Raw genomic sequence first — 23,885 nt, 5'->3', positions numbered from 1 at the left:
AGAGCTGGTTTCTCAAATCACCCGACAACCCTAATTAAAGCTTAAATCCTTCAATGTAATGCGCTGCAATATCATCCACAAATTGAATTGGTAGTGCGCCAACCAAGTTTGTTAGCACAACAATTGAAACATTGCTTTGTGGATAATGGATCATGGTTACGGCATTCCCGCCACTTGCGCTCACCGCAGAATGGCGCTCTCGGTCTAACACTTGCCAGCCAATAGCATAGCCATTTTCTAATCTGTTAAACCCCTGTATTTCGCCGCTTTCTAATTGCACCGGAGTCCAAAGCATACCAAGGTTCTTTACCAACTTTTTAGATTGCAATGCGATTAGGTATTGAGCCAATTCTGTTGCTGTTGAGTTCATTCCGGCAGCGGTTCTCATCATATATGAAAAATTTCCATAAATATTAATGAAACGTTTTTCGCTTTCCTCGAAAAGATATTGCCTAGCTTGGTTTTTAATTACCGGAGTCATATATTCAAACCCCGCTGCCGCCGTCAGGCTCATACCAACTGGGTTCAGTTGATGCTGGGTTATAAAATTGACAAAATTACCATCAACATATTTATCAATGATTTTGCCAACAATAACATAGCCTGTTTGATTATAATCAAAACGGGAATTAACAGCAGATACCATGGGTAACGTTTGTACCTTTTCCCAAGCAGCTTTTGGGTTACCTCTTACAATTAAATCAATATAATGACCACTTAAGATTTTTGGCAAACCCGATGTATGAGCCATTAGGTGTTTGATTTTAATCTTGTGCCACGACTTGGGTAGCTCTGGAAGGTGTTGACCAATTTCATCGTCTAGTGTTAACACGCCTTTTTCCACCAACTGAACCAGCGCAACGCCAGTAAATGCTTTTGTCATAGAGTTGATCGAAAAAACAGTGTCGTTTTTCACTTTGATATCATCTTGTAGGTTTGCAAAGCCGTAACTCTGAGCCTTAACAATCTTGTTATTTTGTACTACGGCCAGCTGCAAGCCAGGTATATTACCCTTCGCCATTGACTTTTTTATGAGTAGGTCAACTTCGTCGGCACTGGCGAGCCAAGTTGTAAAAAGGCATGTAACAGTAAAAAAAGAGAGAGTGAGTTTTTGAAGCAGGCCAAAACGTGTTTTCATAGTTATTCTTATTTTTAGAATTTTTAATTTGCTAGATTAACTGCAGAAACAACTCATTTAGTCACTGTCTAGCAAGAAATGGATATTCAAGCCAAACGATACCAAAAGTTGAGAGGTGTGAAAATAAAATAAGGTGAGTAATGAGCTTAAGTCAAAATTACTCGGTAACTTAAGCCCACTGCTTGTATTTTGTTGTGACAGCTTAAAAATTAGATCTCTTGGATCTGGTCAAGCGAGTCAATAGTAATGTGTGTTTGGAAGTAGTATTTACTTGTTTTCTTGCCTCTAGAGAAAAAGGCTATTTTCTCTCTTTTAGCTTCCCCTGTTACTTCGACTTTTTTACCAATAAAGTATACGTTTGGGGTTAACCCCTCTTTTCGAATAAACTCTTTGACCACTTCAGGTGTTAACGCAATTGTAATGGACCTTCGATCTCTATAGTCTTCTTGCGTATTCAAAAAAACTTCGCCTCGAATTTTGTCACCGGCCTTAATTTCAAATTGAAATGTGCCTTGAACGCCGTTTGGAGCATTTTCTTCAGTTGCTGCTATCAAATCCATTGTTTGATCCAGATTATAAGTCGAGCTACATGCACCAAGCAGTAGCGTTGACGCCAATACTAGATATTTCATTTTATGAGTCCTTTTATTTATATTGTGTCCCCGTATAATATACATTGATAAACTATTTTCCATAACCCATTCATTTAAATTTAATATTTGGTAATTAATAGGCAAATAAATAGGCTTAGCTCTTAGGAGCTCACTGCGCTATTTATTATTACTTTCAATTTGTTCGATGCGTTGCCAAACTGACTCAGTTTCTGCAGTCAACATTGCGTACCCGCGAATGTCACCATTTCTTTGCGCATGCATTGCTTTTTCTAACAAAATCCCATGCTCTTTTTTTAGCTTTTTGGTAGGGTCGGATTTAAAAATACCAAACATATATTTGTCCTCAGAAGATTAGTCAAAGACATAAACGTATTGAGGCGTAAAAAAGATTAGAGTATGAAAAAATTTTGCGATGCATGTTTTCAAAACAACTTACCCGAATTTCATCCCGATGACCGATTGATGGTAAGTTAGAACACCGTAACATCATATGAAAGCAATGCCTTGCCCCGCTTTATAGTAAACCCGTTGCAAAGCAAAGCCATAACATTAGAAATGTGTAACGTCTCCTAGCTGTTTTCTGACCAAACTGCGAATTCGTTGCCACTTGGCTCTTTAAAATGAAAACGGCAGCCGCCAGGGAAATCAAAAATGGGTTTTACAATCTCTCCACCGTGCTCTTCGACTTTGGCAAGTGTTGCCTTTATATCGTTACTATAGAAGACCAATAGGGCCCCGCCATTACTCGCTACAGTACACATATCTGCCCGATAAAAGCCACCATCTAACCCTTGGTTAGAGAATGCGGTGTACTCTGGTCCATAATCCACAAACTCCCAACTAAAAACGGTTGAGAAAAATGATTTTGTCGCCGCTAGATTTATCGCGGCAAACTCTACATAATTTAACTTTTCATGCTGGTTCATTTTACGCCTTTTATTCTTGTTATGATCTTTGAGTCATGGTTGATAATACCGATGTCTATTATTTAAAGAAATACTAAATCTGTAACTCATGATAGCGATTTTTGGTCAAAGAAAATACTTAGATTTTATCGTTTTTGAACTACTAGAAAGACACTAGCAGATAACAAAACCCAGCATTAATTAATACGCGCTTGTTTTACCTCTGCCTTCACGGCTCCAATAACAATCACAGCGGGCTTACAGATAAAATTTATTATGGATGCTTTGCAGTTTAGCTTCAATCTAGTTTAAACCCACCCACAGCTTGCCTTAATCTGTTTGCGCTCGCCATTGCTTGCTCAGCGACTGACTCGTTTTCAACTGCCGTGTCAAAGTTTTCACGTGTTCCCTCTGACATATGAGTTAAATTATTACTGATATCATCTGTAACTTTACTCTGCTCTTCTGTTGCCGTCGCTGTTTGCATCGCCATATCTGACACTCGTTGAGAGGCCGTTGCAATCTGACTCAAAGACTCGAGCGTTTGCGCTGAACATTCGACTGTAGACTGAGTCGATTCATTGCCTTTTTCTATAGAGGTAACTGCTTGGCCAACACCTTGTTGTAAGTTAGCTATCATTTCTTGAATATTTTCGGTTGACTGCTGAGTCTTGCTAGCAAGCGTCCTAACTTCATCAGCAACAACTGCAAATCCCCTTCCTTGCTCTCCCGCCCTTGCCGCTTCAATCGCGGCATTAAGTGCAAGTAGGTTAGTTTGCTCTGCTATTCCACGTATTACGTCTAATACCGAAGTAATATTGGTCGAGTCTTCAGATACTTTAGAAATAGTTTGAGAAGCATTAGCAATGATGTCTGAAAGATGATTTATTTCGGACACAGTTTTGTTTGTAACTTTTGAGCCTTCGTCAGTAAGTTGGTTCACATCAGAGAGATCTTGTGCCGTTAAACTTGCATTTTCTGCAACTTCTTTAATCGCATAAGACATCTCATTAACTGCGGTTACTATGACTTCTATCGCCTGCAATTGATTAGAACAAGTATCATGAATGCTCTTAGAACCTTTTTCGAGTGCTTCGACTCCGTTTGTAACTGCCATCGACTCATTGACAATGGTTCTAATTAAGTCTGACAACCCCGCCACAAAGTTATCAAACTCTCTGGCAACATCCCCTAATTCGTCTTCACGAGTTGAGTTAATTCGCTTTGTTAAGTCTCCATCTCCCTGGCTCATATCCCTAAGTTGATAGGCCAAGTCATTTAACGCATCTGCCATTTTTTTCGGTGCAACCAGTCCGATTGCTATAATTGTACAGATGACAATCGCGCTGAAAATTAATATAACGATTAGAGTACTATTCACTTCGCTAATAGATTCAGAGCTGACTTGCTCACTAATACTGTCCGCTGACTCACCAGCCACATTAAAATAATCACGTAACGCGTTAAAGCTCTGAGTCGCACTTCCTTCACTTTGCAAAATGGCTGCGTTTATATTACCTTGCCTTACAAAATCAAAGACCTTTTGAGAATCGGCTAGCCAAGTACGATATTGGTTATCAAAACCTCTAAGCGGTGATAGTGCACTAGGATAGTCCGACATAAGGTCTCTGTATTTGTTCATTCTATCGAGTGCTTGCTTCGCATTCTCTTGGTGATCCGCATAAAGATTCTGATAATTTTTATCTATATTGGTTGCAAACAGTAAGTGTTGCTCTGCTGCGAGTGCTTGATATAAATCTCTATCAGCGTTGATAACAGCAGAAATGGCTGGATTGAACTTATTACCAACTTCATTCAAACTGCTCTCTGTTTTGGAAATAAGGTACAAATTGATTAGAACAACAACTACGAAGAATATGGATATCGCAATGAATAGAAAAGAATATTTAACCTGCAGACTCTTGAAGCTCATATAAGACCACTCTAGTTCTCACCCTCTTACAACTATAGTAATCAATATCTAGCTTTTTGCATTGTTGATTTATCATCCAATATAATTTTGTATTACTCGTATTTTTATATGAATTGTTTCGCCAAAATGCCGAAGGCCCATAAGCGCTAAGCTTTCCACAGTTTAAAACAATACGCTAGAAATAATAAAACAGCTACAAGCCTATGATTTATTGCTTTGTTTAGATTTACTAACCAGCCAATAAACCTTTCTTTTGCACTTGCTACACTTAGCATACGGAGCGGACTATTGTAGAGAATGCCAAACAAAAACCCATGAAACAGGTAAAATCAGTAATAGCAACGTGTCATCAAAGAAATCCTGTTTTAAATCAACACCTTAATAAAAGGAAACAAAAATAGTGCCCCAGTTTTGACAGTGCCTAAAAACAGGGTAACTAGCATGCACTATTTATCGCTCGTTATCTGGCTAAAATTTAAGCCCAAAAGTTTTAAGCGCACTTTCACATTGCTTAGCATCTGTAAATTGAATCGCTTCAATGCCCATCGCTTTAGCACCTGCAACATTTGGGGCCATATCATCTATAAATACGGTTTCGCTTGCGGTTAGGCTAAATTGAGTTAATAACGCATCATATATGGCAGGCTGTGGCTTCAATACTCCAAGATCGGCCGATACAATTGTGCCTTCAAATAAAGGCCAAAATTGGTAAGTTGATTTCAAAAAATCGACTATTTCATGGACATTATCGGTTAGCGCGTAAACTTTATAGCCTGCTTTTTTAACTCGTTCGATCAAAGCTACGGAGTTATAGACTGGTATTAAAGAATGCTTAATGTAATGGAACAAGCGCTCGCAATCATCTTGGCTCAAATCAAGCGCCTTTTGGTACCTAAGTTTTGTTTCTGCCTCTGTCGTCAAGCCTTTGTTTAAATCTAGCCAAATTTCAGAGTGAAATACGCTCTCGACTAATTCAGAGTGAAGGCGTGTCTTACCAAATGTCATGCATATAATGTCTTCTGGGGACCAGCGAACCACAACATTCCCTATATCAAATACAACATTTTTAATCACTGTTTCCATTTAAATTCCTTTTGAATAATTGGCTTACTGAGGTACTCATCGATACTACTTTACATACCATAATCCTGCCACAAGAAATAAGTATGAATGCGAGTATTTACGCTTCAAATTAGTTTGGATTTTCTAGGTGGTTCTTTGTAGACAAAGCTAAGTTCAGGCAAGGAGCATATACGATAGTAGGCCAATTAAGGCCTACAACAACAAGGGTTAAGGACTGTTAGTAGTGTTGATATTTTAGCAGTCGTCCGAGTAACACTGCCAAGAAACAGGACACTTAACAGTGGGTAGACAACCTAAAGAGTCTAGGCCTTGACCACCACCTACTTGTGGAGTTTGCTGTAAGTTAAGCGACTTATTTGAAGTGCTTAGGTTTTTCACTTTCTTTTTACTAAGTTTAAGTAACATCTTAATTTCCTTTGGTTAGTTACATTCAACAAGGCAACTTTACCAGGTTTTTATATTCACTCAAGATCTTTTTACTGAAATATTTATTTAAATCAAGCAATGTTTGAGAATTAAACAGTCAGTATAATTTAGTTATTTAGCATTAAATATATTATAAATGTTTTCATTTTGAACAGTTTTAACATTCATATATCTTATTTCGTCAGTTTTAGCTCAACATCGGCATAAGCTCTTGCAATAAAACAAACGTTATTGAAAGTGCAACAGGGAATTTTTTTTAGTTATTTCGATATCAAAAGTTTGGTTGGAAGGTTACTTAGCTGGCTAGTAGCCTATTTGAGGGCAGCAAACCAATTTGGAATGTCATCACCCTATTCATTAATATTGAATAAGGTTTGCTCTCGATTTTATATTACAAAGGGGTGATCTAATGACAAGAGGGAAAAGCTGAGCATTATTTATGCCCAGCTTTTTTGCAATGACTTATAGAGATAGGCCTTTTAAAAGTGCATCATCAACATTGTTAGCCAATGTTACTTTTAACTTAGGTGTTCTCTCCATTTCACGTTTGATTGCGAAATTAGCTTCTTCGTTGCGCGCCCAACTACGGCGTGCAATACCATTGTTCACATCAAATAATAACATTGACTTGAGACGACGCTCAGCATCACTTGAACCATCAAGCAACATACCAAAGCCACCGTTAATTACTTCACCCCAACCAACACCGCCACCATTGTGGATTGAAACCCAAGTAGCGCCACGGAAGCTATCACCAATTACGTTATGAATAGCCATATCCGCCGTGAAGCGACTGCCATCGTAAATGTTTGACGTTTCTCTGAACGGTGAGTCCGTACCACTTACATCATGGTGGTCACGACCTAGCACTACAGGACCAATCTCACCGCGCTCAATCGCATCATTGAAAGCTTTCGCAATTTTCATGCGGCCTTCTGCATCTGCATATAAAATACGTGCTTGTGAACCAACAACTAGCTTGTTTTGCTTCGCATCGTTGATCCAAGTAATGTTATCTTGCATTTGCTGCTGAATTTCTTCAGGTGATTCTGCCATGATTTCTTCAAGAACTTTTGCGGCAATTGCATCTGTTTTGTCTAGATCGTCAGGCTTACCAGATGTACAAACCCAGCGGAATGGACCAAAGCCATAGTCAAAACACATCGGGCCAAGGATATCTTGTACATATGAAGGATATTTAAAGTCGATACCATTTTCTGCCATAACATCGCCACCAGCGCGTGATGACTCTAGCAAGAATGCATTTCCATAATCAAAGAAATACGTACCTTTGGCTGTGTGCTTATTTACAGCGTCAGCATGACGCTTAAGCGTTGCTTGTACTTTTTCTTTGAATACTTCTGGCTCTTCACGGATCAGTCGGTTTGACTCTTCGTAGCTAATATCAACTGGGTAATAACCACCTGACCAAGGATTGTGTAATGATGTTTGGTCAGAGCCTAAATGGATGAAGATATCTTCTGCTAGGAAAGATTCCCATACATCAACCACGTTACCAATAAATGCGATTGAAACGACTTCTTCTCCAGCTTGTGCTTTTTTAACACGCGCAACAAGATCAGGCATGTTGTCTACTAGCTCATCGACCCAGCCCTGCTCATGGCGTTTAATTGCTGCTTTTGGATTTACTTCAGCACATACGGTAATACAGTTAGCAATATTACCGGCTTTAGGTTGAGCACCACTCATACCACCAAGGCCCGCAGTTAAGAAGATCTTACCTTTTGGACTTTCGCCTTTCTCTAGCACTTTGCGGAATGCGTTCATAACGGTAATTGTCGTGCCATGTACAATGCCCTGAGGACCAATGTACATGAAAGAACCAGCAGTCATTTGACCATATTGAGTTACACCAAGTGCGTTGAACTTTTCCCAATCGTCTGGCTGAGAATAGTTCGGGATCATCATACCATTTGTAACAACAACACGAGGAGCGTCTTTCGAAGATGGGAATAACCCCATTGGGTGGCCAGAATACATGTGAAGCGTTTGGTCTTCTTCCATCTCACTTAAGTATTTCATAGCAAGTAGGTATTGTGCCCAGTTTTGGAAAACCGCACCATTACCACCATAAGTGATTAATTCTTCAGGGTGTTGTGCTACTGCAGGGTCTAGATTATTGTCAATCATTAACATGATTGCTGCAGCTTGTTCGCATTTAGCTGGGTAATCCGAAATTGAGCGCGCTTTAAGTTCGTAGTTAGGCTTAAAACGGTACATATAAATACGACCGAAGTCTTTTAATTCTTTCGCAAACTCAGCCGCTAACTCGTTATGCCACTCTTTTGGGAAGTAACGTAAGGCATTTCTGATTGCTAACTGCTTTTCGTCAGCACTTAGGATATCTTTACGCTTTGGCGCGCGATTTGCGCCTGCCGGATAAGGCTTTGCTTCAGGTAATTCGCTAGGGATGCCCTGCTTTATTATTTCTTGAAAATTCATGTCGGATTTCCTTAGTTCACTGTAACCGTAAATGCTTGTGACTTAACAAACTCAACCATCGCATCGATATCTGGCTTAAGTAGTCTGTCTTCTTCAAGTTTCGCGACCTTTGTACGGATCAAGGCGTGATTCTGTTCAATAATCTCTGAACAAGAATTTGGCCTTCTAAAATCAACTGCTTGAGCTGCGTACATCAATTCAATCGCGAATATTTTTTCAAGGTTACCCAAGATTTGATTGAATTTACGGCCTGAAATACTACCCATTGAAACATGATCTTCTTGGCCCATCGACGTTGGTACACTGTCCGCTGATGGAGGGAAGCAAAGTGATTTGTTTTCAGTAACCAACGCAGCGGTTGTATACTGCGGGATCATCATGCCCGAGTTAAGACCACCTGATGTTGTTAGTAGTCGAGGTAAACCGTGCAAACCTTCAAGTAGTAAGTAACAACGGCGATCTGAAATGTTACCAAGCTCTGCGGCTGCTATCGATGCGTAATCAAGCACCATCGCCAAAGGCTGACCGTGGAAACTACCACCCGAAATGGCTTCTTCTTCACTGATCACAATTGGGTTGTCTGTTACTGAGTTCATTTCAGTTTCAGCAAGTTCTTTTAAGTGGTTGTATGCGTTACGAGATGCACCATGAACTTGTGGAATACACCTTAGAGAGTATGGGTCTTGTACACGGTCACACTCTTCGTGATCAGCCATGTTTTGAGAATCTTTGAAAAGAAGGCGCATACGCTTTGCGACAGCAATATTTCCTTCAAACGCGCGAATAGCATGAAGCTCTTCACGGAATGGCTGCTCACTACCTTGCATCCCCTCAATACTCATAGCACCAGCAACATCTGCTAGATCAAGCAAGTAGCGCATTTTAGTCAGGCCGGTTATGGCATGAGATAAAATAAACTGAGTACCATTAATCAGTGCAAGGCCTTCTTTTGAATCAAGGTCCATTGCTTCAAGGTTGTTGTCAGCAAGTACTTTAGCTGCAGGTTGGATTTCCTCACCTACCCAAAACTCACCCTCACCTAATAGTGGTAAAAATAAATGAGAAAGAGGCGCTAAATCACCCGATGCACCAACCGACCCCTGCTCTGGAACGACTGGAATAATATCTAGTTCAATAAACTTAAGCATGCGCTCAACTACAGCCAAGCGGATACCCGAAAAACCTTGGCTCAGTGCATGGACTTTAGTGATAAGCATCAGTTTAGAAATAGACTTGGCGATTGGATTACCAACACCAACGGCATGCGTTATAAGTAGATTTTTTTGCAGTAACTTAGTTTCTTCAGGGGAAACTTGCGTATCACACAACGGACCAAAACCGGTATTAATACCATATACTGCTTTATCAGATGCTGCCATCTTGTCTACACGTTGACGGCTCTTATTAATTTTATCTAATGCTTCTTGACAAAGTTCCGCTTTAATACTGCCATCGGCAATGCCGTTTACAATATCAAGGTTCAGACGATCAACACCATATCTAAACGTCATCTTTTTCTCCTAAATATTTGTGTTTTATGAGCAACTACGTGCTTTGATGGCGCAATGTTAGCTTGTGCAAGATGTTTTATAAATGCATAATAATCGTAATTCATTCCGGAATTATCAAACTTTAAAGTTTGACGTTTTGGAATCAAACGAAAGTTGGACAAATGATGCTCAGTAGCCTGCTTTTAAATTCGTAACTCATTATAAAAAGAGAGGACTAATGCAAGTTCATGACGTTGATTTAAGGTTGCTTAGAATTTTTGTGGCCATTGTTGAATGTGGTGGACTTTCAGCAGCTGAATCACGGCTCAATATTGGCCGCTCAACAATTAGCTCACATCTATCTGATCTCGAAGTGAGGTTGGGTATTAAGTTGTGTAAACGTGGTAGAGGTGGCTTTGAATTAACCGAACCAGGTCGTGTAACTTATCAAGCGTCACTGGAACTGCTTCAACAGTGTGAAGCTTTTGCAACTACAGTCGCAAGCTCTAAAAATGAACTCTCCGGTCGTGTAACTATTGCGACTATTGATACCATGGTAAGTGACCCTCGCTGTGGAGTGGCACGTGCTATCTCTAGGCTAAAGGCCAAGGGGGGTAACATTCAATTTGAAGTAAATGTATGTGAAGCCAGGGAAGTCGAAACGTCAGTTATAAATGGCCGGTCTCTGGTTGGACTTGGTGTAAGTCGCCATCACTTGAGAGGACTGGACTACTATCCACTGCATGATGAAACCAACTTTTTATATTGCGCCAAAGGGCACCCGTTATTTGACTGTAAAAATTCCGACGTTATTAAATTACTCAAAAAAGCTGAAGTAGTTACCAGTAACTATATGCGTGATAGAGAGACGCGAAACGATGGATTAAACTATCAAAATAGCGCTATAGCTTATCATGACGAGGGGATCGCACACTTAATTTTGTCTGGCGAATTCATCGGATATTTACCCCAGCATTATGCCAGCTACTGGGTTGATAAGGGCTTGTTTAAGGCTATTTTACCAAATAAATATTCTTATAAAATTCCAGTGGTTTTAATTACCGCAAAAAACAGTACCACCTCTCCCCTAGCCGAAGCGATTATTGAAGAATTAAAACGGAGCCATTACGCCTGACTACAAACTTAATCCATTTAAACAATCTATTGAGATTAGTCAAAAAACCAAGAAAACAATGCGCCTCCCATAGTTAACGGCAATCAATATTCGATTGCCGCGCGACCTTTGGGAGAGAATGCTGATAAGTGCGACGGCTGTATGCCTACCGCTAGTTCTTTAGGTGTTAATACCTTAATGTACGGATAGTGATGAGCTATCAGTGACTCTAATGTGGCATTTTGTTCAAATAAAATACCACGTTCTCTGATCACTCCAAATGCTACGAGTGGGCTGTAGCAATTCATGAAAATGCTGCAACTACTTCCCTTTCCTATAAAAGTAGCGCTGTAGTAATTTTTTGGATATTCATAGCCTTGAATAGTTTTGATTTGTACTTGTCCCAAACGCCCTAACATATAACAAAGTTCAGTAAATTGTTTAATATCAGTTGGCTCTACGTTATAACCCATAAACTCTTCTGGCAAGAATCTCATATTTCCCCTTACTACCTTAGCCAATTCAATAACTGCTTAAGTGCTCATTAAACTCGCCTATTGACTTACTTCAGTACTTTAAATTTTTTAGTCATCCCTTGGCTTTTCGGTGCAACTAACCTATAACCAAGTTTCTCATAAAATACAGGTTCATCTGCAATCATTGATACATAAGAACCTTCAAATACAGCCGACTCTAAATAATTATCGATAGACTCCATTACTTTTCGTCCCAATCCAGCTCCTTGAAAAGCAGGGTCCACCGCAACATCGACTATTTCAAAATTGCAGGCACCATCTCCCACTACTCTTCCCATGGCAATTAATTCGTTGTTTTCATTTCGTATACTTACACCGTACAAGGAGTTTTTTAGGCCAATTTGAGCAGCTTCTAGCGACTTGCCTGATAACCCCGCTTTTAAGCGCATTTCACAATACTCTTGGGGTGTTGGAACTAAGTTTTCAATTTTGTGTGTCATACGACTCTCCTTACAAACGTTAATGTATGATACACAAATACTGTATGTATAAACAGTTATTAAATTATCTTATTAGCTAGGGAAAAGTGTCGTAAAAAATTCAATAAAGCAGTGCCTACAGAAATCCAACGTTCTTAGGCTAATCTATAAAGGGGGAGCGCAGTAAACAACGAAAGCGGTTCGCCAATCGCAGAACCACTCTCGCCTTTAATTAATTAGTTAAGGTGACTTGCACTAGAGGAAAGTGACTCTTCAGACACTTCTATATCAAATTGTTTTAAGATTGGACCATTTCCATACCAATATGTACCGTAAGCGCATGAATTTAAGCTCTCCCAAGTGCCATCAGTGTATAGTACACGACGCGCACATGCTTCTGCATTTCCACTTGGTTGCCGGCTACTGTTGGTAAATCTACAGTATTGCCCATTGTTACAGTCCCAACGACCAGAACTGCCGTAGTAAGACCAAGTCACTTCAGCAATTGGTTTGCTAGCATTCAGCCTAAATACCACTGAAGATACCGGTGAAACAGTTGGGCTAGAACAAAAATTGGCTGACCATTCCTGAGGGGTTGGCGTACCACTAATTACACATTCCACAACCGCAGCTTGGCTTGATATGCTTGCAATACTAAGTCCAATAGCAGCAAGTATTGAATAAGTTTTCATATTAATTTCCTTTTTGATTATTGTTACTTATTAAAAACCTCAATTAAGCTTGCAGCTTTTTAAGTACCCGTCAACTTTCAAAAAATAAACGAAAAAACAAATGAAAAAACAAAATTTACTGCGAAAATCACAATACAATTACCAACATGGTTAAATTAGCAAACTGTAATTACTGAATTAAATACAAAAGTTTATGATGATTGTCATTTTATAAAGCTAAACCAGTTACAAAAGTACAACAATTTACAATGTAGCTAATTTTAGTTCAGAGTTTTAAAAAGCGATGTGGTAACCAAATCTGTTAGAAAATTTTCTATGCTATGATTTTGCTAAAAGGCCACCTCTGCAATGACAAATAATTAATTCAAATAGATATTTAAATTTAAAACCTTTATTCCAAGCTGTCATTCTAAAGTATTTAGAATTAAGCGGTGATTTTTTGTGATGATATATGAACTTTTGTGATAATACGCCAAGCTGCACCTGCGCCCTCTTTCATCACACTATCCATGTCGCTATTTCGAGTCCAATTAACGTTTATGTAAATAGTCAGAAACTTGATAAGTCTTTAATGCATTTTTAATTTGACTGTCCGTTGTGGTATCTGGAAACAAGAAATAACTGGGTGCTACTATCTTGGCTTTTGACTCGATACGGATCTCAAATATGTTTTTTACAGGGTAACTTTCATCTGCAATATCTCTAATTGCCTTTAGATATCTTTGGCCAAGATCAGACTCAATGTCTATCACGTCGGCAGTACCTTTGACTTTAAACCCTCTCTGCTCAAAAACATCCACCAGCGATACACACACATTAGAATTTACTAGAATGTTACCTTCGCTAATTGGAGATGCAATATTTGCAATCAATAAGATATCTTCACTAATTAAGGTGAAGACTTCTTTAGGAGAAACATTGGGCACTAAATCTTCACCTACTGTCGCTAACCAACACAGCACACTTTTATTTACATAGCTTTTTAAATCCATATCCGAGGCTCTCCCCATAACTCATTAAGTTCAATCTAATTCATTGCCGAGAAGCTAGCTACCTTGAATTAGTTTGTATTAGTATTTTTCATAAGGTCACGCCTTGCTCTTAACCTTAAATAGTCATTCAATCAACTACTGGCCTTTTTCGAACCACTCTAATTACTGTGCTCTTTTATACTTTACCGCTGATTTACGAGCGACGTTTATGCCTTGAGTTTTCGTTATTTTTAACTGACATACCTTTAAACCTCGTACAAAGTAAGCCTTTTAATAAGATAGCTAGTGTCTATTTTGCAAATACGCCCAAAGTGGCTTCTATTACGAATTTAGAAGTGATAATTTACAAAACAAAAAAGTGTAATATAACGTGACTAAATACCTCTATTTCTTGATTTTGTGGCCTTGGGTATTTTCTGCCAATGTTGAAGCATCAAATAGTGCTCTCAGGTTAAAGCAAGTTTTGCAAAATAACCTCCGTGGCGTAAGTGGAATTTCGAACCCAAGGGACATAGCGATTGCCCAAAAACGAGGCATGGTGTTGGTAGTTAGCGGGGATGATGATGCTCTGACTGTTTTTAGCGCAGATGAAGATTTTAAATTATCACTCTCTCAAAGCTTTTCTGATAAAAACTTCCCAGAACTGAGGTTAAAAGGCGCATCAAGTGTAAGTTACTCAAAAAGACATCATAGCGCTTATACCACATCGTTTTATAGCGGCGCACTTACCTCGTTTTCTTATAAAGACGAAGCACAGCTTTTACCAACGACAACTCTTTCAGATAACATAAATCACAACCTTGTTTTCAAGTCATTCGATTCTATAAAAACACAAGACTCCCTTGGCTTATTAGGGGCTTGGAGTTCAGTCATTACTAATGATGGACAGTATTTATTGACGGCTAGCTACCAAAGCAATACTGTTTCTGTTTTCAGCCTTGCTCCAAAGGGAGTGGCGTCGTTCAAAACAAAGTTGCTACCAAATCATGATTGGGGACACCCCACTTCTATAGAGCAGACTGCGGACAGTAACACTATTTTTGTAGCTGGGTTCGAGAGCAACCAAATCTTTATTTTAAATAGAACATCTGACCATCATTTCGTTTTAAAGCAAACACTCTCACATCCGACACTACTTAATCCACAAAAACTCTCAGTGTCTCGCAATGGCGAGTACTTATTTGTTGCAGCAGCCAAAAGTAAATCGCTTATTATTTATAAACAAGATGCAGATGGTCAGTACCTCCACCACCAAAGCATTTTAAATGATCAACTCCCTTCTGGTGGATTAAATGGAGCATGCTGTATTGCAATGTCATTAGACGAAAGCTTATTGTTTATCAGTGGAGAAGCTGACAAAGGGATTTTGATATTTAATAAATCAAAAGAGACCGATCAAATTACGTACCAGCGACATATCAAGTCAATCGGGGGGATTGCGATAGAAAACGTGTCTGTGTTAAAAACAACTGATGATGGTAAACATTTAATGGTTGGCACCGGGAAGAACAACCAGCTATTAATTTTAGAAATAGTTGAATGATATTTAAAGTCAAATGTTATTGACAGGCCGACTCACCCAATTCAACAACAAGCGAACAAATTCAGCCTCCTGCTCTATTGGTAACATATGACCGCTGCCCGGTGTGATACAGATTTCGCAGTTCGGGAGGCTTTCAAAAACATCGTCAAACCAGTCGGTGTTCACAAGTACGTCACTTTCGCTATACCAAAAAAACAGCGGAATTTTCATAGAGAGTAATCTTGCCTTTAAACAATGTCGCTCTGAAGTATGCGTGTATAGGCTTATAAACTCTTCACCACCTAGATCACGATCCATCTCTTGAAGTAAATCTATATTTTTTTGATTCACATTATTAGCGTCTAATAACAACCTTGCTCTGCTAGCACTCAACCCACCGTACCCAAAGTTTTTGATAAAGGCGAGCGTTTGGTTTCTTTGCTTTAGTTCATTTTCTGATAACTTCGTGGGGCTATTTGAGATAATAAATAATCTACTTACCTTATTTGGATACAAGGTGCTAAAATAGCCAGCAATATACCCACCTAACGAAAACCCCAACAAATTAACTCTCTCTTCAGTGATTGACTCATTGAGGAGTCTACAGATTTCATCAAATGAGCAATTATTTGGAATTTTTAGATGAATAAGCTCTACTTTTACGCTCAATGTCGATTTTGCAGCCCCCCAAAGCTTATGGTTGCACATTGTGCCTGCAATTACGTATATCCGTTTTCGCTCCATTACACGCTCCCTATGATTAAGACAATGAATAGATCAGCTATATATTATTTAACAGTATTAAAGGTATTTTTGGCAGACTCAATACGGGTTACCAAAGTGTTGACATAACTCCGACTCAAAATCACAAAGGAGATAAGAAGAGCATATGCACACAAGTCTGCAAGTATCTGAATTAAATAATTACTATACATGTTTTTGATAGACCAAAGTGAAATGTTTACAGTAAACATTGTATGTAACATAAGCAGTAAAGTAGGGTTTAACAAAGAACCGCTGTCCACACTAAAAATTTTTGTCGGTGAGAATTGGGTACTACAATGCTTATAAAGCCAAAACTGAAAGTAGAAAATTGCAATTAAAGGCATTGGGGTATAGTCGTAAAGCGTATTTACTCTATTCGCGGCCAATAAAACAAGCGCAGTAACAAAGGGAGTAAAGTGCATAAGTAAACGTTTAAAGTACATTACTTTGCGTGAAACCGATAAAATATACCCCATACATAACGGCCCGAGCAATAAAGGTGATGCACTAATAAATACCAATATATAATCTGGAACTATAATTGGTAGCACCCCCTCATTATCACCTATTATCAGACCTAAAGGCCCTAAAATAAGCATCCAATAAATTGCAAACTCAACTGCAGTTTTAATTGTGAGACCTTGTTGAATCATTATATGAGATGTTGTTATTAAAAAGGAGACTACTATGCTCAGTAGATAACACAATAATAGTAAATCTATTGCCAAAATATGCTCCTCTAAGTAAATGTGTACGTCAATTCAATGGGTCTTATGGCCTCACTAAAGTAACCATGTGTTTGTACAAGTTAAAGCGCCCATTTGTAGGGACGCTGACATTGCGACTTGCCATTAGAAAGCCCACTCTTTTTTAGCAAATCTCAAAGTTTTTTTAAAGCGCCTTCTTCAAGCTAAGTTAGCATCACTTAGACTCAGATCAAAAAAACATATCGAAATTTCAATCTTTATTAATTCGTTTTTTACATCAATAAAGGGGGTTCTTGTGCTTAAATCTAGGTTCGATAAAATAATTACTTTTTCGTTTGATTAAACATAGAACAACATTCTAAAAATCGATGACTCTTTTCAAAAGCAAATCGCCTCACACAACCAAAAGAAATTACTAATCAAAACACCTAAAACAACACTATACGAAATTAAAAATCATTCATAACAAATAATAACGCGATTATTAAAATATAATATTCAAATACTTTGAAATAAATTACTTCCCTCAAAAGTTAAAAACGCCTTTGCAATTTGAAAAACAATAATAAAATCAACGCTCTTAATTGGGGTTTACATGAGGGTTTTTACTGGTTAGCTTAAAAAGCAGTTATCCACTTTATAAAGAGGATAAAGACAAGCTAATCAAATTTACTACATTTTATACTGATTGGTTTATTTAGCTATTAGTACGAATTAACTCAATGTAAGAAGTTAAATCGAACTCGATATATGAATTTATTCATCAACAGAATTCAATAAAAACTATGTGCTTTAGCACAACAACAAGGGAATATTTCCCAAAAAATGTTATCAAAGGAGTTACCAATGAAACTTAAACTACTCGCCGCACTAACAACTGGCTTGCTAGCGACATCAGCTCATGCGCAAATCGTTGTTAATGATTTAGACGGTTACAACAGAACGTCTGTTTATACTAATGGCGCTGTAGAGCGTATTGTAACGGATTCATTCAATGCGCGTACTTTTAACGCTTGGGTTTACTTTAGAGAAGGTGGCTCAGAATGTAGCAGTGGTTATATTTATGACGAAATTACAGGACAGCAGTATGGTACCGTAAATATTGGCACAGCAGGCCCAGGCGCGAGCATGGTTGATACTGTTTACTTCAACGGCACATTTAGCGATGAACAGCTGCAGCGCAATCGCGTATTAGCGTTAAACTGTCAAAACCTAGCGGGTGATCAGTACAAAGTCTATCATAAGTTTTCTGGCCTTCCGACCATAACTTGGGACACAAACCTTACTGGCGTTGGAGAATACAAAATGCCGGATTGCACAGGCGCAAGTTCTCACTGTGGTGGTCGAGGTTGGTATGAGCAAGTTAGCTATACCTCTTCACTTCATATAAACAACAAAAATGAAGACACTTATTGCACATCAACAATGAATGAAGGTTTTACTTCTCGTGTATTTAATGGTTACGACAGTACACCACTGTTCCACACTAATCATTTCGCATTAGAAAATGAAGTTTATAACTTCACTGGACCTGCATTTAGACAAGTAGTCACATGCCATAGCCCTGTTGGCCAAGTTCAACGCACTCAAGTTTGGGTTGTCTATGGTGAAAATGACATAACCTTAGAAGTTGACCACACAACTTATAAGTAATTAACCGAAAACTGAGAAGTTGCACTTCTCATATTGTACGAGTCTCTTTTGCCCAGTTACTCGCTTGTTCTAGCTTATTGAGTAAAAAGTGCGATTTAAGCTCACTTACTAAATAACATAGAATACAAAAAAGGCACCAGTATTGGTGCCTTTTCCATTACAGTTACTGCACTGAACTATTTCGTATAGGCTCTGGGCATATTCGAGTCAGTCGTGTAACGCTCGCGCAGTTTATCATGACGAGATTCAGTCGTTACTTGTTCACCGTTAATCCATATTTTATCGATGCGAGTACTAAACTCGAACGGATCAGCAGTCCAAAGAACAACGTCGGCACGTTCTCCTTTTGCAATTTTACCACCTTCAATACCAAAAGCATCAGCAACATTTACTGTCATCGCTTTTAATGCACCGTCATGTGTCATACCATTTGCGACTGCAATACCAGCATCAAAGCGCATTTGGTAAACATTGTGGCTACCGTCACCTGATACATTTAATATCACTTTCACGCCAGCTTTCTCTAGCTCACCAGCATTGCCAAGATGCGCATGCAGTGCATCAAAACCTGTAGGCAAGTTTGAAATCGCACTAACAATCACAGGTACTTCAGCTTTTGCCAGCTGCTCTTTTACAAGTACCGCATCATCTGCACCACTGATAATCAAGTTCAGGCCGAATTTTTCTTTCAATGCCAGTAACTCAAGAAGCTGAGAAGCTCTAGACGCGTAAGCTACTACTGGTAGTTCTCCTTTAAGAACTTGCGTTAGTAACTTCTCTTCTGATGACGGATCAGCATCTTTCTTCTTGTCTTTCTTTGATTTTAGCTTCTTTTCTTGCTCAGCTAGTTTCTTTGTAAAAGACTGCAAAGCAGCTGCTCGAGATGCGTCACCGCTTGCGGCGCCCAAGTCAACAATTAGTGCTGTTTTGCGATCTGTAACACTGCCGAACTCACCTGATAAATCAGCGACAAATGCAAGTCCCATAAACACACCACTTTCACCCCAAGGCAGAGATGGCACGCTAATATTTTGCGTCACACCACCCTTTCTCGCATAAGGGATCAAGCTTGAGCGAGGGTTAAAAGCTGAGCTAGGATCGAATTCGATACCTGATTTATCATAAGCATCAACTGAACGTGATACGGCACCTACTTCAACAAGACCAAGGTGGTTCATGGAACCAATCAATCCTGGCGTCATTACTTTACCATTTGCATCGATAGTCACATCCGCCTCAAAAGATTGAGGGTTAATCGACTTGATCTTGCCGCCTTCCATTACCACTGTAGCATTTTCCAATACACCTTGATCTGTATGTGTATGAACTGTCACGTTAGTAATTGCAGTAATTTGAGCGAATGCTGCTGAAGAGCCAAGCAATGCACCAGTTAGTATAGATAATTTAAACTTGTTCATTGTCACTCTCCTAGCGCTGGCCTAACATAAAATCACTAACAGCTTGGTATTTACTGTCTTGGCGATCATAGACTTTAGCACCATCGATAAATACTTTCTCTGCTTTTGAGTACACACTAAATGGGCTTTGGTCCCAAATTACTACGTCAGCTTGCTTACCTGCAGAAAGCGAACCAGTTAGCTCCTCTACACCCAGCGACTTGGCCGCATTGTAAGTGATCCATTTGATCGCATGTTCTTCTTTGATATCAAAGCCAGCTTCATTCGCAGAATACATTACTTTTGCAGCTTCATGGTTTAAGCGTTGAATCGTTGTATCAGAATCAGAGTGGATAACTGCGCAAGAGTTTTTCGCAGCGTCAACAATCGCCACATTTTCTAGTGACATGTCATACGCTTCCATTTTAAAGCCCCACCAATCAGGCCAAAGTGCAGCACAGTTACCGTTTTCACCTAATAGATCAGCAATCTTGTATGCCTCGACGCCATGGTGGAATGTACCAGCATGGTAATCAAACTCTTTAGAAAGGTCGATCATCATCGCCATTTCTTCAGCTTTATAACAGTGGTTATGGATTAAAATTTCACCATCCAGCACACCACGTAATGTGTCTAACTTAATGTCACGATGCGGTGCATCTGGATTTAGACCCGCTGCATATTCAGCCTCGTATTGTTCCCAAGCGCGTTTATATTCAGTGGCTTCAATCCACGCCTCGCGGTACCCGGCCATGTTACCCATACGCGTTTTAGGTGCAACGCCCTGACCGCCATATACACGTTTCGGGTTTTCACCACACGCCATTTTTAGACCATATGGTGCACTTGGAAACTTCATACCTTGCATTGTATCTGAAGGCACATTTTTCAATGTAACAGCACGACCACCAAATAAATTGGCAGAGCCCGGCAAAATTTGAAGTGACGTAATACCACCTTCTCGAGCGCGGTTGAAGCCAGGATCCTGTGGCCATACTGAGTGCTCAACCCAAACCTGAGCAGTATTAGGGTTAATCATTTCATTGCCGTCTTGGTGTGATTCTACACCAGGGTTCGGGTACGCACCTAAATGAGAGTGGTTGTCAATGATACCTGGCGTGACCCACTTACCTGCAGCGTCGATTGTTGTATCAGCTGAAACAGACAGGTCTTTGCCAACTTGGCTAATTTTGCCATCAACAATATATACATCGGCATCGTTAATACGTTCACCAGTGCCTGTCAGCACCGTGGCGTTTGTGATTAATGTACTTGAAGTAGAGTGAGGCTTATAAGTACTTGGATATGGGTTTTTCTCGATTGTGACTTTATCTTTTTGAGGGCCAGAGTCTTGCTGACACCCAATAAGAGCTGTGCTTAGAGCAAGCACGATCACAGAGGGTTTAAATATTTGCATTTTTTTCTCTCTGTAGTTTTTATGTGACTGTAGCTAAAATTCACAAAATTTTCGATATAAAAACCTCAAAATGCAATAAATTATGATGAATAACTGAAAATTCTCAACATTGTTTAAGAAAAGAACACAATATACAAAGCCAATGCTGAAATTTTAGACATACTTTCACATACTCAGACACACTTTTGAAATAGGTTTTAATGAATAAATGAAAAGATGGTAAAACCGTTAAAACAATACGTTGATTATTTGCTAATCAAAAAAAACATGAAATTTATTTTCCCCTGTCAGTCATAATTGCCATTCATATTTCTTTTAAATATTAATTGGTTACAACCTGTACGTAACGAATACACAAATCCTTACATTCCCACAATTTTCAATTACAGCATTTTTTTCATAAAGCGCCAATACTGAGGGGGAGTCGCACAAAACACCAAAATTTGGAGAACTAAAATGAAAGCTTTATTGACTGCTGTTGCACTAGTTGGACTTGCATCTACTGCTCACCAAACTCAAGCTGTTGAATTTGTCGCCGCTGACGATAGTATTGCAACAAATCTGTGTATGGCCTTTGCGTCTAACCGACCACATATCATGCTGGAAGAATTGCGAGGAAAACAATCTCTGAAAAAGAATATTGCAAATAAACTACACTGTAACGATATGGATTTAGAGGAATTTGCCGAAACTTATAGCCTCACTCGCAACGCCAAGTTTATGAACATTGAATTGGACACTAAAACATCCATCAAAGACTTAACCACTCAAAAAGCGCCTGCTACGGTTGTTTTATCGGGTTCTAAATAATGAATGTTATTAGACACAAAACAGAAAAGTGCGCATTATTCTAACTGAAAATGCGCACAATTTTGTTATAAGAAACTAGCGATTAAACCAAACAGACCACCAAATACGCCGCCCCACACGACTAACCAGCCTAAATGAGTATGAATCATATTTTGAACAATGTTTTTTACCATCACTGGAGTCAATTCATTCAAACGTTCATCTACTGCATGCTCAATTGCTCCCCTGATTGAGTCAAGTGATTGACCATTAGTCAAAACGCCAGATACTTTCTCTTTAAATTCAGGCTCTTCACTGATCTCTTTGAGAGCTTCTTTCATTTTGTCAGTGAATGTATCACGCATTGGTTCTATAGCTTCTTTACCGCCTACCATTGCAAGCATTGCTCCAAACTGCGAGCCTTCAATCACTTGTACTAATTTGTTGAAAGCAATTGATAGATCAGCTTGCTCAATAACTGGGTTTAAATCTAAATCAATTTGATTTTTTGAAGCAAAGCTTTGCAACTTATCCTGATTGAAAAATTCATCTAAAATCAGTTCCTTAATGGCGACTTTAAACTCTTTAAACTTGATTGTGATGACACCCGAACCATATAACCCAGGTACTTTTTCAAACAACATATGTACAGCAAGCCAGTTAGTGACCGCACCCGACAAAGCAAACATCCCCATCGTCAACACTAAGTCGTTTTCACCTAACCATCCGCCAAGCACAACAGCCACAGCTAATAAGTTTGTAACTACACTTTTATTCAATGTGGTAATTCCAATACAATTTAAAAACTGCTGCTATTCTATTAGATTTAAATTTGCACTCAAGTATTTGTGTTATAGCTAAAATCGTCCATAGTTAGGAGTAAGCGCTTTGGCACAGTTGGACAGACTATGTGGAATCTTGTAAATCAATACATCAGTGATGCAATTCATGACCATTTTGAATTTACTCGAAAAACCCAACTACCCTGCAATTCTAAATCCAAAACCTTCAAAATCGAAAATGACAAACACAGTTTTCTTGTCAAAGTAGATCATGTGAGCGCCCTTGAGCGCTACGAATGCGAAGCACAAAATCACACATTATTGATCAGAGACAGTGACTTTTTAGTTGCCGACCCCATTACCATAGGTTCGAGCCTTGAGTACTGTTTTATCGTATTTGAATGGCTGCATACACAACCAGATCAAGAAAACTGGTATGACTGCGGAAAAACACTTGCGAAGATGCACACTCGCCATGAACAAGAAATGTTTGGTCTTGAACAAGACAACTACTTATTAGGATTAGCTCAACCAAATCAATGGCACAAAAAGTGGTCCGTATTTTTCGCCGAAGAGCGAATAGCATGGCAATTACAGCTCCTGCAGGAAAAGAACATTGCGCTCGTCGATATTGATCAATTTGTTGAACAGCTAAAGCCTTTACTCAATCATCCTCTTCAACCTTCTCTATTACACGGTTATTTTTGGCGTGGAAACATTGCTTTTGCCAACAAAAAGCCCTGTGTATATTCCCCGGCTTGTTACTATGGAGATAGAGAGGTAGATATAGCCAATAGTGAGTTGTTTGCTGCTCTACCAGATGCGTTTTACACAGGCTACACTGATACCTACCCTTTAGAGCCTAGCTATCAGCAACGTAAACCTATCTACCAACTCTATACGCTATTATGCCACGCTAACCTGTTTGCAGGCGACTATATACTCCAATCTCAGAAGCAAATCGAAGCACTGTTAAAATAGCTGTCACTCAGCGGTAATAATTGCAATTAATGCTATAATAGAGAAAGGAATGACAGAGCGGTTGTTG

The 23,885-nt window shown here is 39.1% G+C and carries 23 protein-coding genes; 5 read left to right on the top strand and 18 right to left on the bottom strand.

What is annotated here, in order from left to right; genetic code table 11:
• Positions 1–34: 34 nt before the first annotated feature.
• The 9 genes from N475_RS08980 to hutH all read right to left on the bottom strand — a co-directional run bounded on the left by N475_RS08980 (position 35) and on the right by hutH (position 10,073).
• On the bottom strand, positions 35–1,138 hold the full coding sequence (locus N475_RS08980) for a serine hydrolase domain-containing protein (RefSeq protein ID WP_063365077.1): 1,104 nt from the start codon (positions 1,136–1,138) through the stop codon (positions 35–37).
• A gap of 209 nt (positions 1,139–1,347) precedes the next feature.
• A complete protein-coding gene (locus N475_RS08975; protein WP_063357154.1) occupies positions 1,348–1,770 on the bottom strand; it encodes a hypothetical protein in 423 nt (140 codons plus the stop codon).
• Positions 1,771–1,908: 138 nt separating this feature from the next.
• A complete protein-coding gene (locus tag N475_RS25430) occupies positions 1,909–2,085 on the bottom strand; it encodes a DUF6435 family protein (RefSeq protein ID WP_155732557.1) in 177 nt (58 codons plus the stop codon).
• Positions 2,086–2,321: 236 nt separating this feature from the next.
• Positions 2,322–2,678 carry a VOC family protein gene (locus N475_RS08970; protein ID WP_063357155.1) on the bottom strand — a complete coding sequence of 119 codons (357 nt, stop codon included), beginning with the start codon at positions 2,676–2,678 and terminating at the stop codon, positions 2,322–2,324.
• 277 nt (positions 2,679–2,955) lie between these two features.
• On the bottom strand, positions 2,956–4,590 hold the full coding sequence (locus N475_RS08965) for a methyl-accepting chemotaxis protein (RefSeq protein ID WP_063357156.1): 1,635 nt from the start codon (positions 4,588–4,590) through the stop codon (positions 2,956–2,958).
• A 468-nt stretch (positions 4,591–5,058) separates the two neighbouring features.
• Positions 5,059–5,673, bottom strand: a complete 615-nt coding sequence (locus N475_RS08960) for an HAD family hydrolase (RefSeq protein ID WP_063357157.1) — start codon at positions 5,671–5,673, stop codon at positions 5,059–5,061.
• A 234-nt stretch (positions 5,674–5,907) separates the two neighbouring features.
• The gene (locus N475_RS25425; RefSeq protein WP_155730895.1) at positions 5,908–6,078 is read right to left on the bottom strand and encodes a hypothetical protein; all 171 of its coding nucleotides are present in this window, start codon (positions 6,076–6,078) and stop codon (positions 5,908–5,910) included.
• Positions 6,079–6,561: 483 nt separating this feature from the next.
• Positions 6,562–8,562: a urocanate hydratase gene (gene hutU, locus N475_RS08955; RefSeq protein ID WP_063357158.1), complete on the bottom strand. Its 2,001-nt coding sequence runs from the start codon at positions 8,560–8,562 to the stop codon at positions 6,562–6,564.
• An 11-nt stretch (positions 8,563–8,573) separates the two neighbouring features.
• Complete coding sequence (gene hutH / locus N475_RS08950; protein WP_063357159.1) at positions 8,574–10,073, bottom strand: histidine ammonia-lyase; 1,500 nt, start codon at positions 10,071–10,073, stop codon at positions 8,574–8,576.
• 217 nt (positions 10,074–10,290) lie between these two features.
• Between hutH and N475_RS08945 the strand changes: the two genes are divergently transcribed.
• Positions 10,291–11,187: a LysR family transcriptional regulator gene (locus tag N475_RS08945; protein ID WP_063357161.1), complete on the top strand. Its 897-nt coding sequence runs from the start codon at positions 10,291–10,293 to the stop codon at positions 11,185–11,187.
• A gap of 83 nt (positions 11,188–11,270) precedes the next feature.
• On the opposite strand, the gene N475_RS08940 is transcribed toward N475_RS08945, so the two are convergent.
• The 4 genes from N475_RS08940 to N475_RS08925 form a co-directional block, all read right to left on the bottom strand.
• The gene (locus N475_RS08940) at positions 11,271–11,663 is read right to left on the bottom strand and encodes a hypothetical protein (protein WP_063365076.1); all 393 of its coding nucleotides are present in this window, start codon (positions 11,661–11,663) and stop codon (positions 11,271–11,273) included.
• A 65-nt stretch (positions 11,664–11,728) separates the two neighbouring features.
• Positions 11,729–12,142 (bottom strand): GNAT family N-acetyltransferase, encoded by a 414-nt coding sequence (locus N475_RS08935; protein WP_063365075.1) that lies wholly within the window; start codon positions 12,140–12,142, stop codon positions 11,729–11,731.
• Positions 12,143–12,357: 215 nt separating this feature from the next.
• Entirely contained in the window at positions 12,358–12,813 is a 456-nt protein-coding gene (locus N475_RS08930) for a hypothetical protein (RefSeq protein WP_063357164.1), read from the bottom strand.
• 530 nt (positions 12,814–13,343) lie between these two features.
• On the bottom strand, positions 13,344–13,805 hold the full coding sequence (locus N475_RS08925) for a pyridoxamine 5'-phosphate oxidase family protein (RefSeq protein WP_063365074.1): 462 nt from the start codon (positions 13,803–13,805) through the stop codon (positions 13,344–13,346).
• 370 nt (positions 13,806–14,175) lie between these two features.
• Here N475_RS08925 and N475_RS08920 point away from each other — a divergent pair, with 370 nt between their 5' ends.
• A complete protein-coding gene (locus N475_RS08920) occupies positions 14,176–15,348 on the top strand; it encodes a beta-propeller fold lactonase family protein (RefSeq protein ID WP_063365073.1) in 1,173 nt (390 codons plus the stop codon).
• Between the two features lie 9 nt (positions 15,349–15,357).
• Here the strand turns inward: N475_RS08920 and N475_RS08915 are convergent, their stop codons facing one another.
• Positions 15,358–16,071, bottom strand: a complete 714-nt coding sequence (locus N475_RS08915) for an alpha/beta fold hydrolase (protein ID WP_063365072.1) — start codon at positions 16,069–16,071, stop codon at positions 15,358–15,360.
• 44 nt (positions 16,072–16,115) lie between these two features.
• Positions 16,116–16,820 (bottom strand): hypothetical protein, encoded by a 705-nt coding sequence (locus N475_RS08910; protein ID WP_155732556.1) that lies wholly within the window; start codon positions 16,818–16,820, stop codon positions 16,116–16,118.
• Positions 16,821–17,645: 825 nt separating this feature from the next.
• Between N475_RS08910 and N475_RS08905 the strand changes: the two genes are divergently transcribed.
• Entirely contained in the window at positions 17,646–18,452 is an 807-nt protein-coding gene (locus tag N475_RS08905; RefSeq protein ID WP_063357169.1) for a hypothetical protein, read from the top strand.
• Between the two features lie 176 nt (positions 18,453–18,628).
• Here the strand turns inward: N475_RS08905 and N475_RS08900 are convergent, their stop codons facing one another.
• Positions 18,629–19,870 carry an amidohydrolase family protein gene (locus N475_RS08900; protein WP_063357170.1) on the bottom strand — a complete coding sequence of 414 codons (1,242 nt, stop codon included), beginning with the start codon at positions 19,868–19,870 and terminating at the stop codon, positions 18,629–18,631.
• A 10-nt stretch (positions 19,871–19,880) separates the two neighbouring features.
• Positions 19,881–21,266, bottom strand: coding sequence for an amidohydrolase (locus tag N475_RS08895; protein WP_063357171.1), 1,386 nt, complete (start codon positions 21,264–21,266; stop codon positions 19,881–19,883).
• 456 nt (positions 21,267–21,722) lie between these two features.
• Between N475_RS08895 and N475_RS08890 the strand changes: the two genes are divergently transcribed.
• The gene (locus N475_RS08890) at positions 21,723–22,076 is read left to right on the top strand and encodes a DUF3718 domain-containing protein (RefSeq protein ID WP_063357172.1); all 354 of its coding nucleotides are present in this window, start codon (positions 21,723–21,725) and stop codon (positions 22,074–22,076) included.
• A gap of 65 nt (positions 22,077–22,141) precedes the next feature.
• Here N475_RS08890 and N475_RS08885 read toward each other — a convergent pair whose 3' ends face one another.
• Positions 22,142–22,834 (bottom strand): hypothetical protein, encoded by a 693-nt coding sequence (locus tag N475_RS08885; RefSeq protein ID WP_063357173.1) that lies wholly within the window; start codon positions 22,832–22,834, stop codon positions 22,142–22,144.
• A gap of 129 nt (positions 22,835–22,963) precedes the next feature.
• On the opposite strand from N475_RS08885, the gene N475_RS08880 reads away from it, so the two are divergent.
• Positions 22,964–23,818, top strand: a complete 855-nt coding sequence (locus N475_RS08880) for a fructosamine kinase family protein (protein ID WP_063357174.1) — start codon at positions 22,964–22,966, stop codon at positions 23,816–23,818.
• Positions 23,819–23,885 lie beyond the last annotated feature (67 nt).

Source organism: Pseudoalteromonas luteoviolacea DSM 6061 (genome assembly GCF_001625655.1).
Lineage (GTDB): Bacteria > Pseudomonadota > Gammaproteobacteria > Enterobacterales > Alteromonadaceae > Pseudoalteromonas > Pseudoalteromonas luteoviolacea.
Note: the sequence above shows the minus strand (reverse complement) of the source record. Positions and strands in the feature narration are given on the sequence as shown.

Coding starts and splice junctions, on each gene's coding strand:
- N475_RS08980 (WP_063365077.1), bottom strand. CDS start 1,138: ATGAAAACACGTTTTGGCCTGCTTCAAAAACTCACTCTCTCTTTTTTT.
- N475_RS08975 (WP_063357154.1), bottom strand. CDS start 1,770: ATGAAATATCTAGTATTGGCGTCAACGCTACTGCTTGGTGCATGTAGC.
- N475_RS25430 (WP_155732557.1), bottom strand. CDS start 2,085: ATGTTTGGTATTTTTAAATCCGACCCTACCAAAAAGCTAAAAAAAGAG.
- N475_RS08970 (WP_063357155.1), bottom strand. CDS start 2,678: ATGAACCAGCATGAAAAGTTAAATTATGTAGAGTTTGCCGCGATAAAT.
- N475_RS08965 (WP_063357156.1), bottom strand. CDS start 4,590: ATGAGCTTCAAGAGTCTGCAGGTTAAATATTCTTTTCTATTCATTGCG.
- N475_RS08960 (WP_063357157.1), bottom strand. CDS start 5,673: ATGGAAACAGTGATTAAAAATGTTGTATTTGATATAGGGAATGTTGTG.
- N475_RS25425 (WP_155730895.1), bottom strand. CDS start 6,078: ATGTTACTTAAACTTAGTAAAAAGAAAGTGAAAAACCTAAGCACTTCA.
- hutU (WP_063357158.1), bottom strand. CDS start 8,562: ATGAATTTTCAAGAAATAATAAAGCAGGGCATCCCTAGCGAATTACCT.
- hutH (WP_063357159.1), bottom strand. CDS start 10,073: ATGACGTTTAGATATGGTGTTGATCGTCTGAACCTTGATATTGTAAAC.
- N475_RS08945 (WP_063357161.1), top strand. CDS start 10,291: ATGCAAGTTCATGACGTTGATTTAAGGTTGCTTAGAATTTTTGTGGCC.
- N475_RS08940 (WP_063365076.1), bottom strand. CDS start 11,663: ATGAGATTCTTGCCAGAAGAGTTTATGGGTTATAACGTAGAGCCAACT.
- N475_RS08935 (WP_063365075.1), bottom strand. CDS start 12,142: ATGACACACAAAATTGAAAACTTAGTTCCAACACCCCAAGAGTATTGT.
- N475_RS08930 (WP_063357164.1), bottom strand. CDS start 12,813: ATGAAAACTTATTCAATACTTGCTGCTATTGGACTTAGTATTGCAAGC.
- N475_RS08925 (WP_063365074.1), bottom strand. CDS start 13,805: ATGGATTTAAAAAGCTATGTAAATAAAAGTGTGCTGTGTTGGTTAGCG.
- N475_RS08915 (WP_063365072.1), bottom strand. CDS start 16,071: ATGGAGCGAAAACGGATATACGTAATTGCAGGCACAATGTGCAACCAT.
- N475_RS08905 (WP_063357169.1), top strand. CDS start 17,646: ATGAAACTTAAACTACTCGCCGCACTAACAACTGGCTTGCTAGCGACA.
- N475_RS08900 (WP_063357170.1), bottom strand. CDS start 19,870: ATGAACAAGTTTAAATTATCTATACTAACTGGTGCATTGCTTGGCTCT.
- N475_RS08895 (WP_063357171.1), bottom strand. CDS start 21,266: ATGCAAATATTTAAACCCTCTGTGATCGTGCTTGCTCTAAGCACAGCT.
- N475_RS08890 (WP_063357172.1), top strand. CDS start 21,723: ATGAAAGCTTTATTGACTGCTGTTGCACTAGTTGGACTTGCATCTACT.
- N475_RS08880 (WP_063357174.1), top strand. CDS start 22,964: ATGTGGAATCTTGTAAATCAATACATCAGTGATGCAATTCATGACCAT.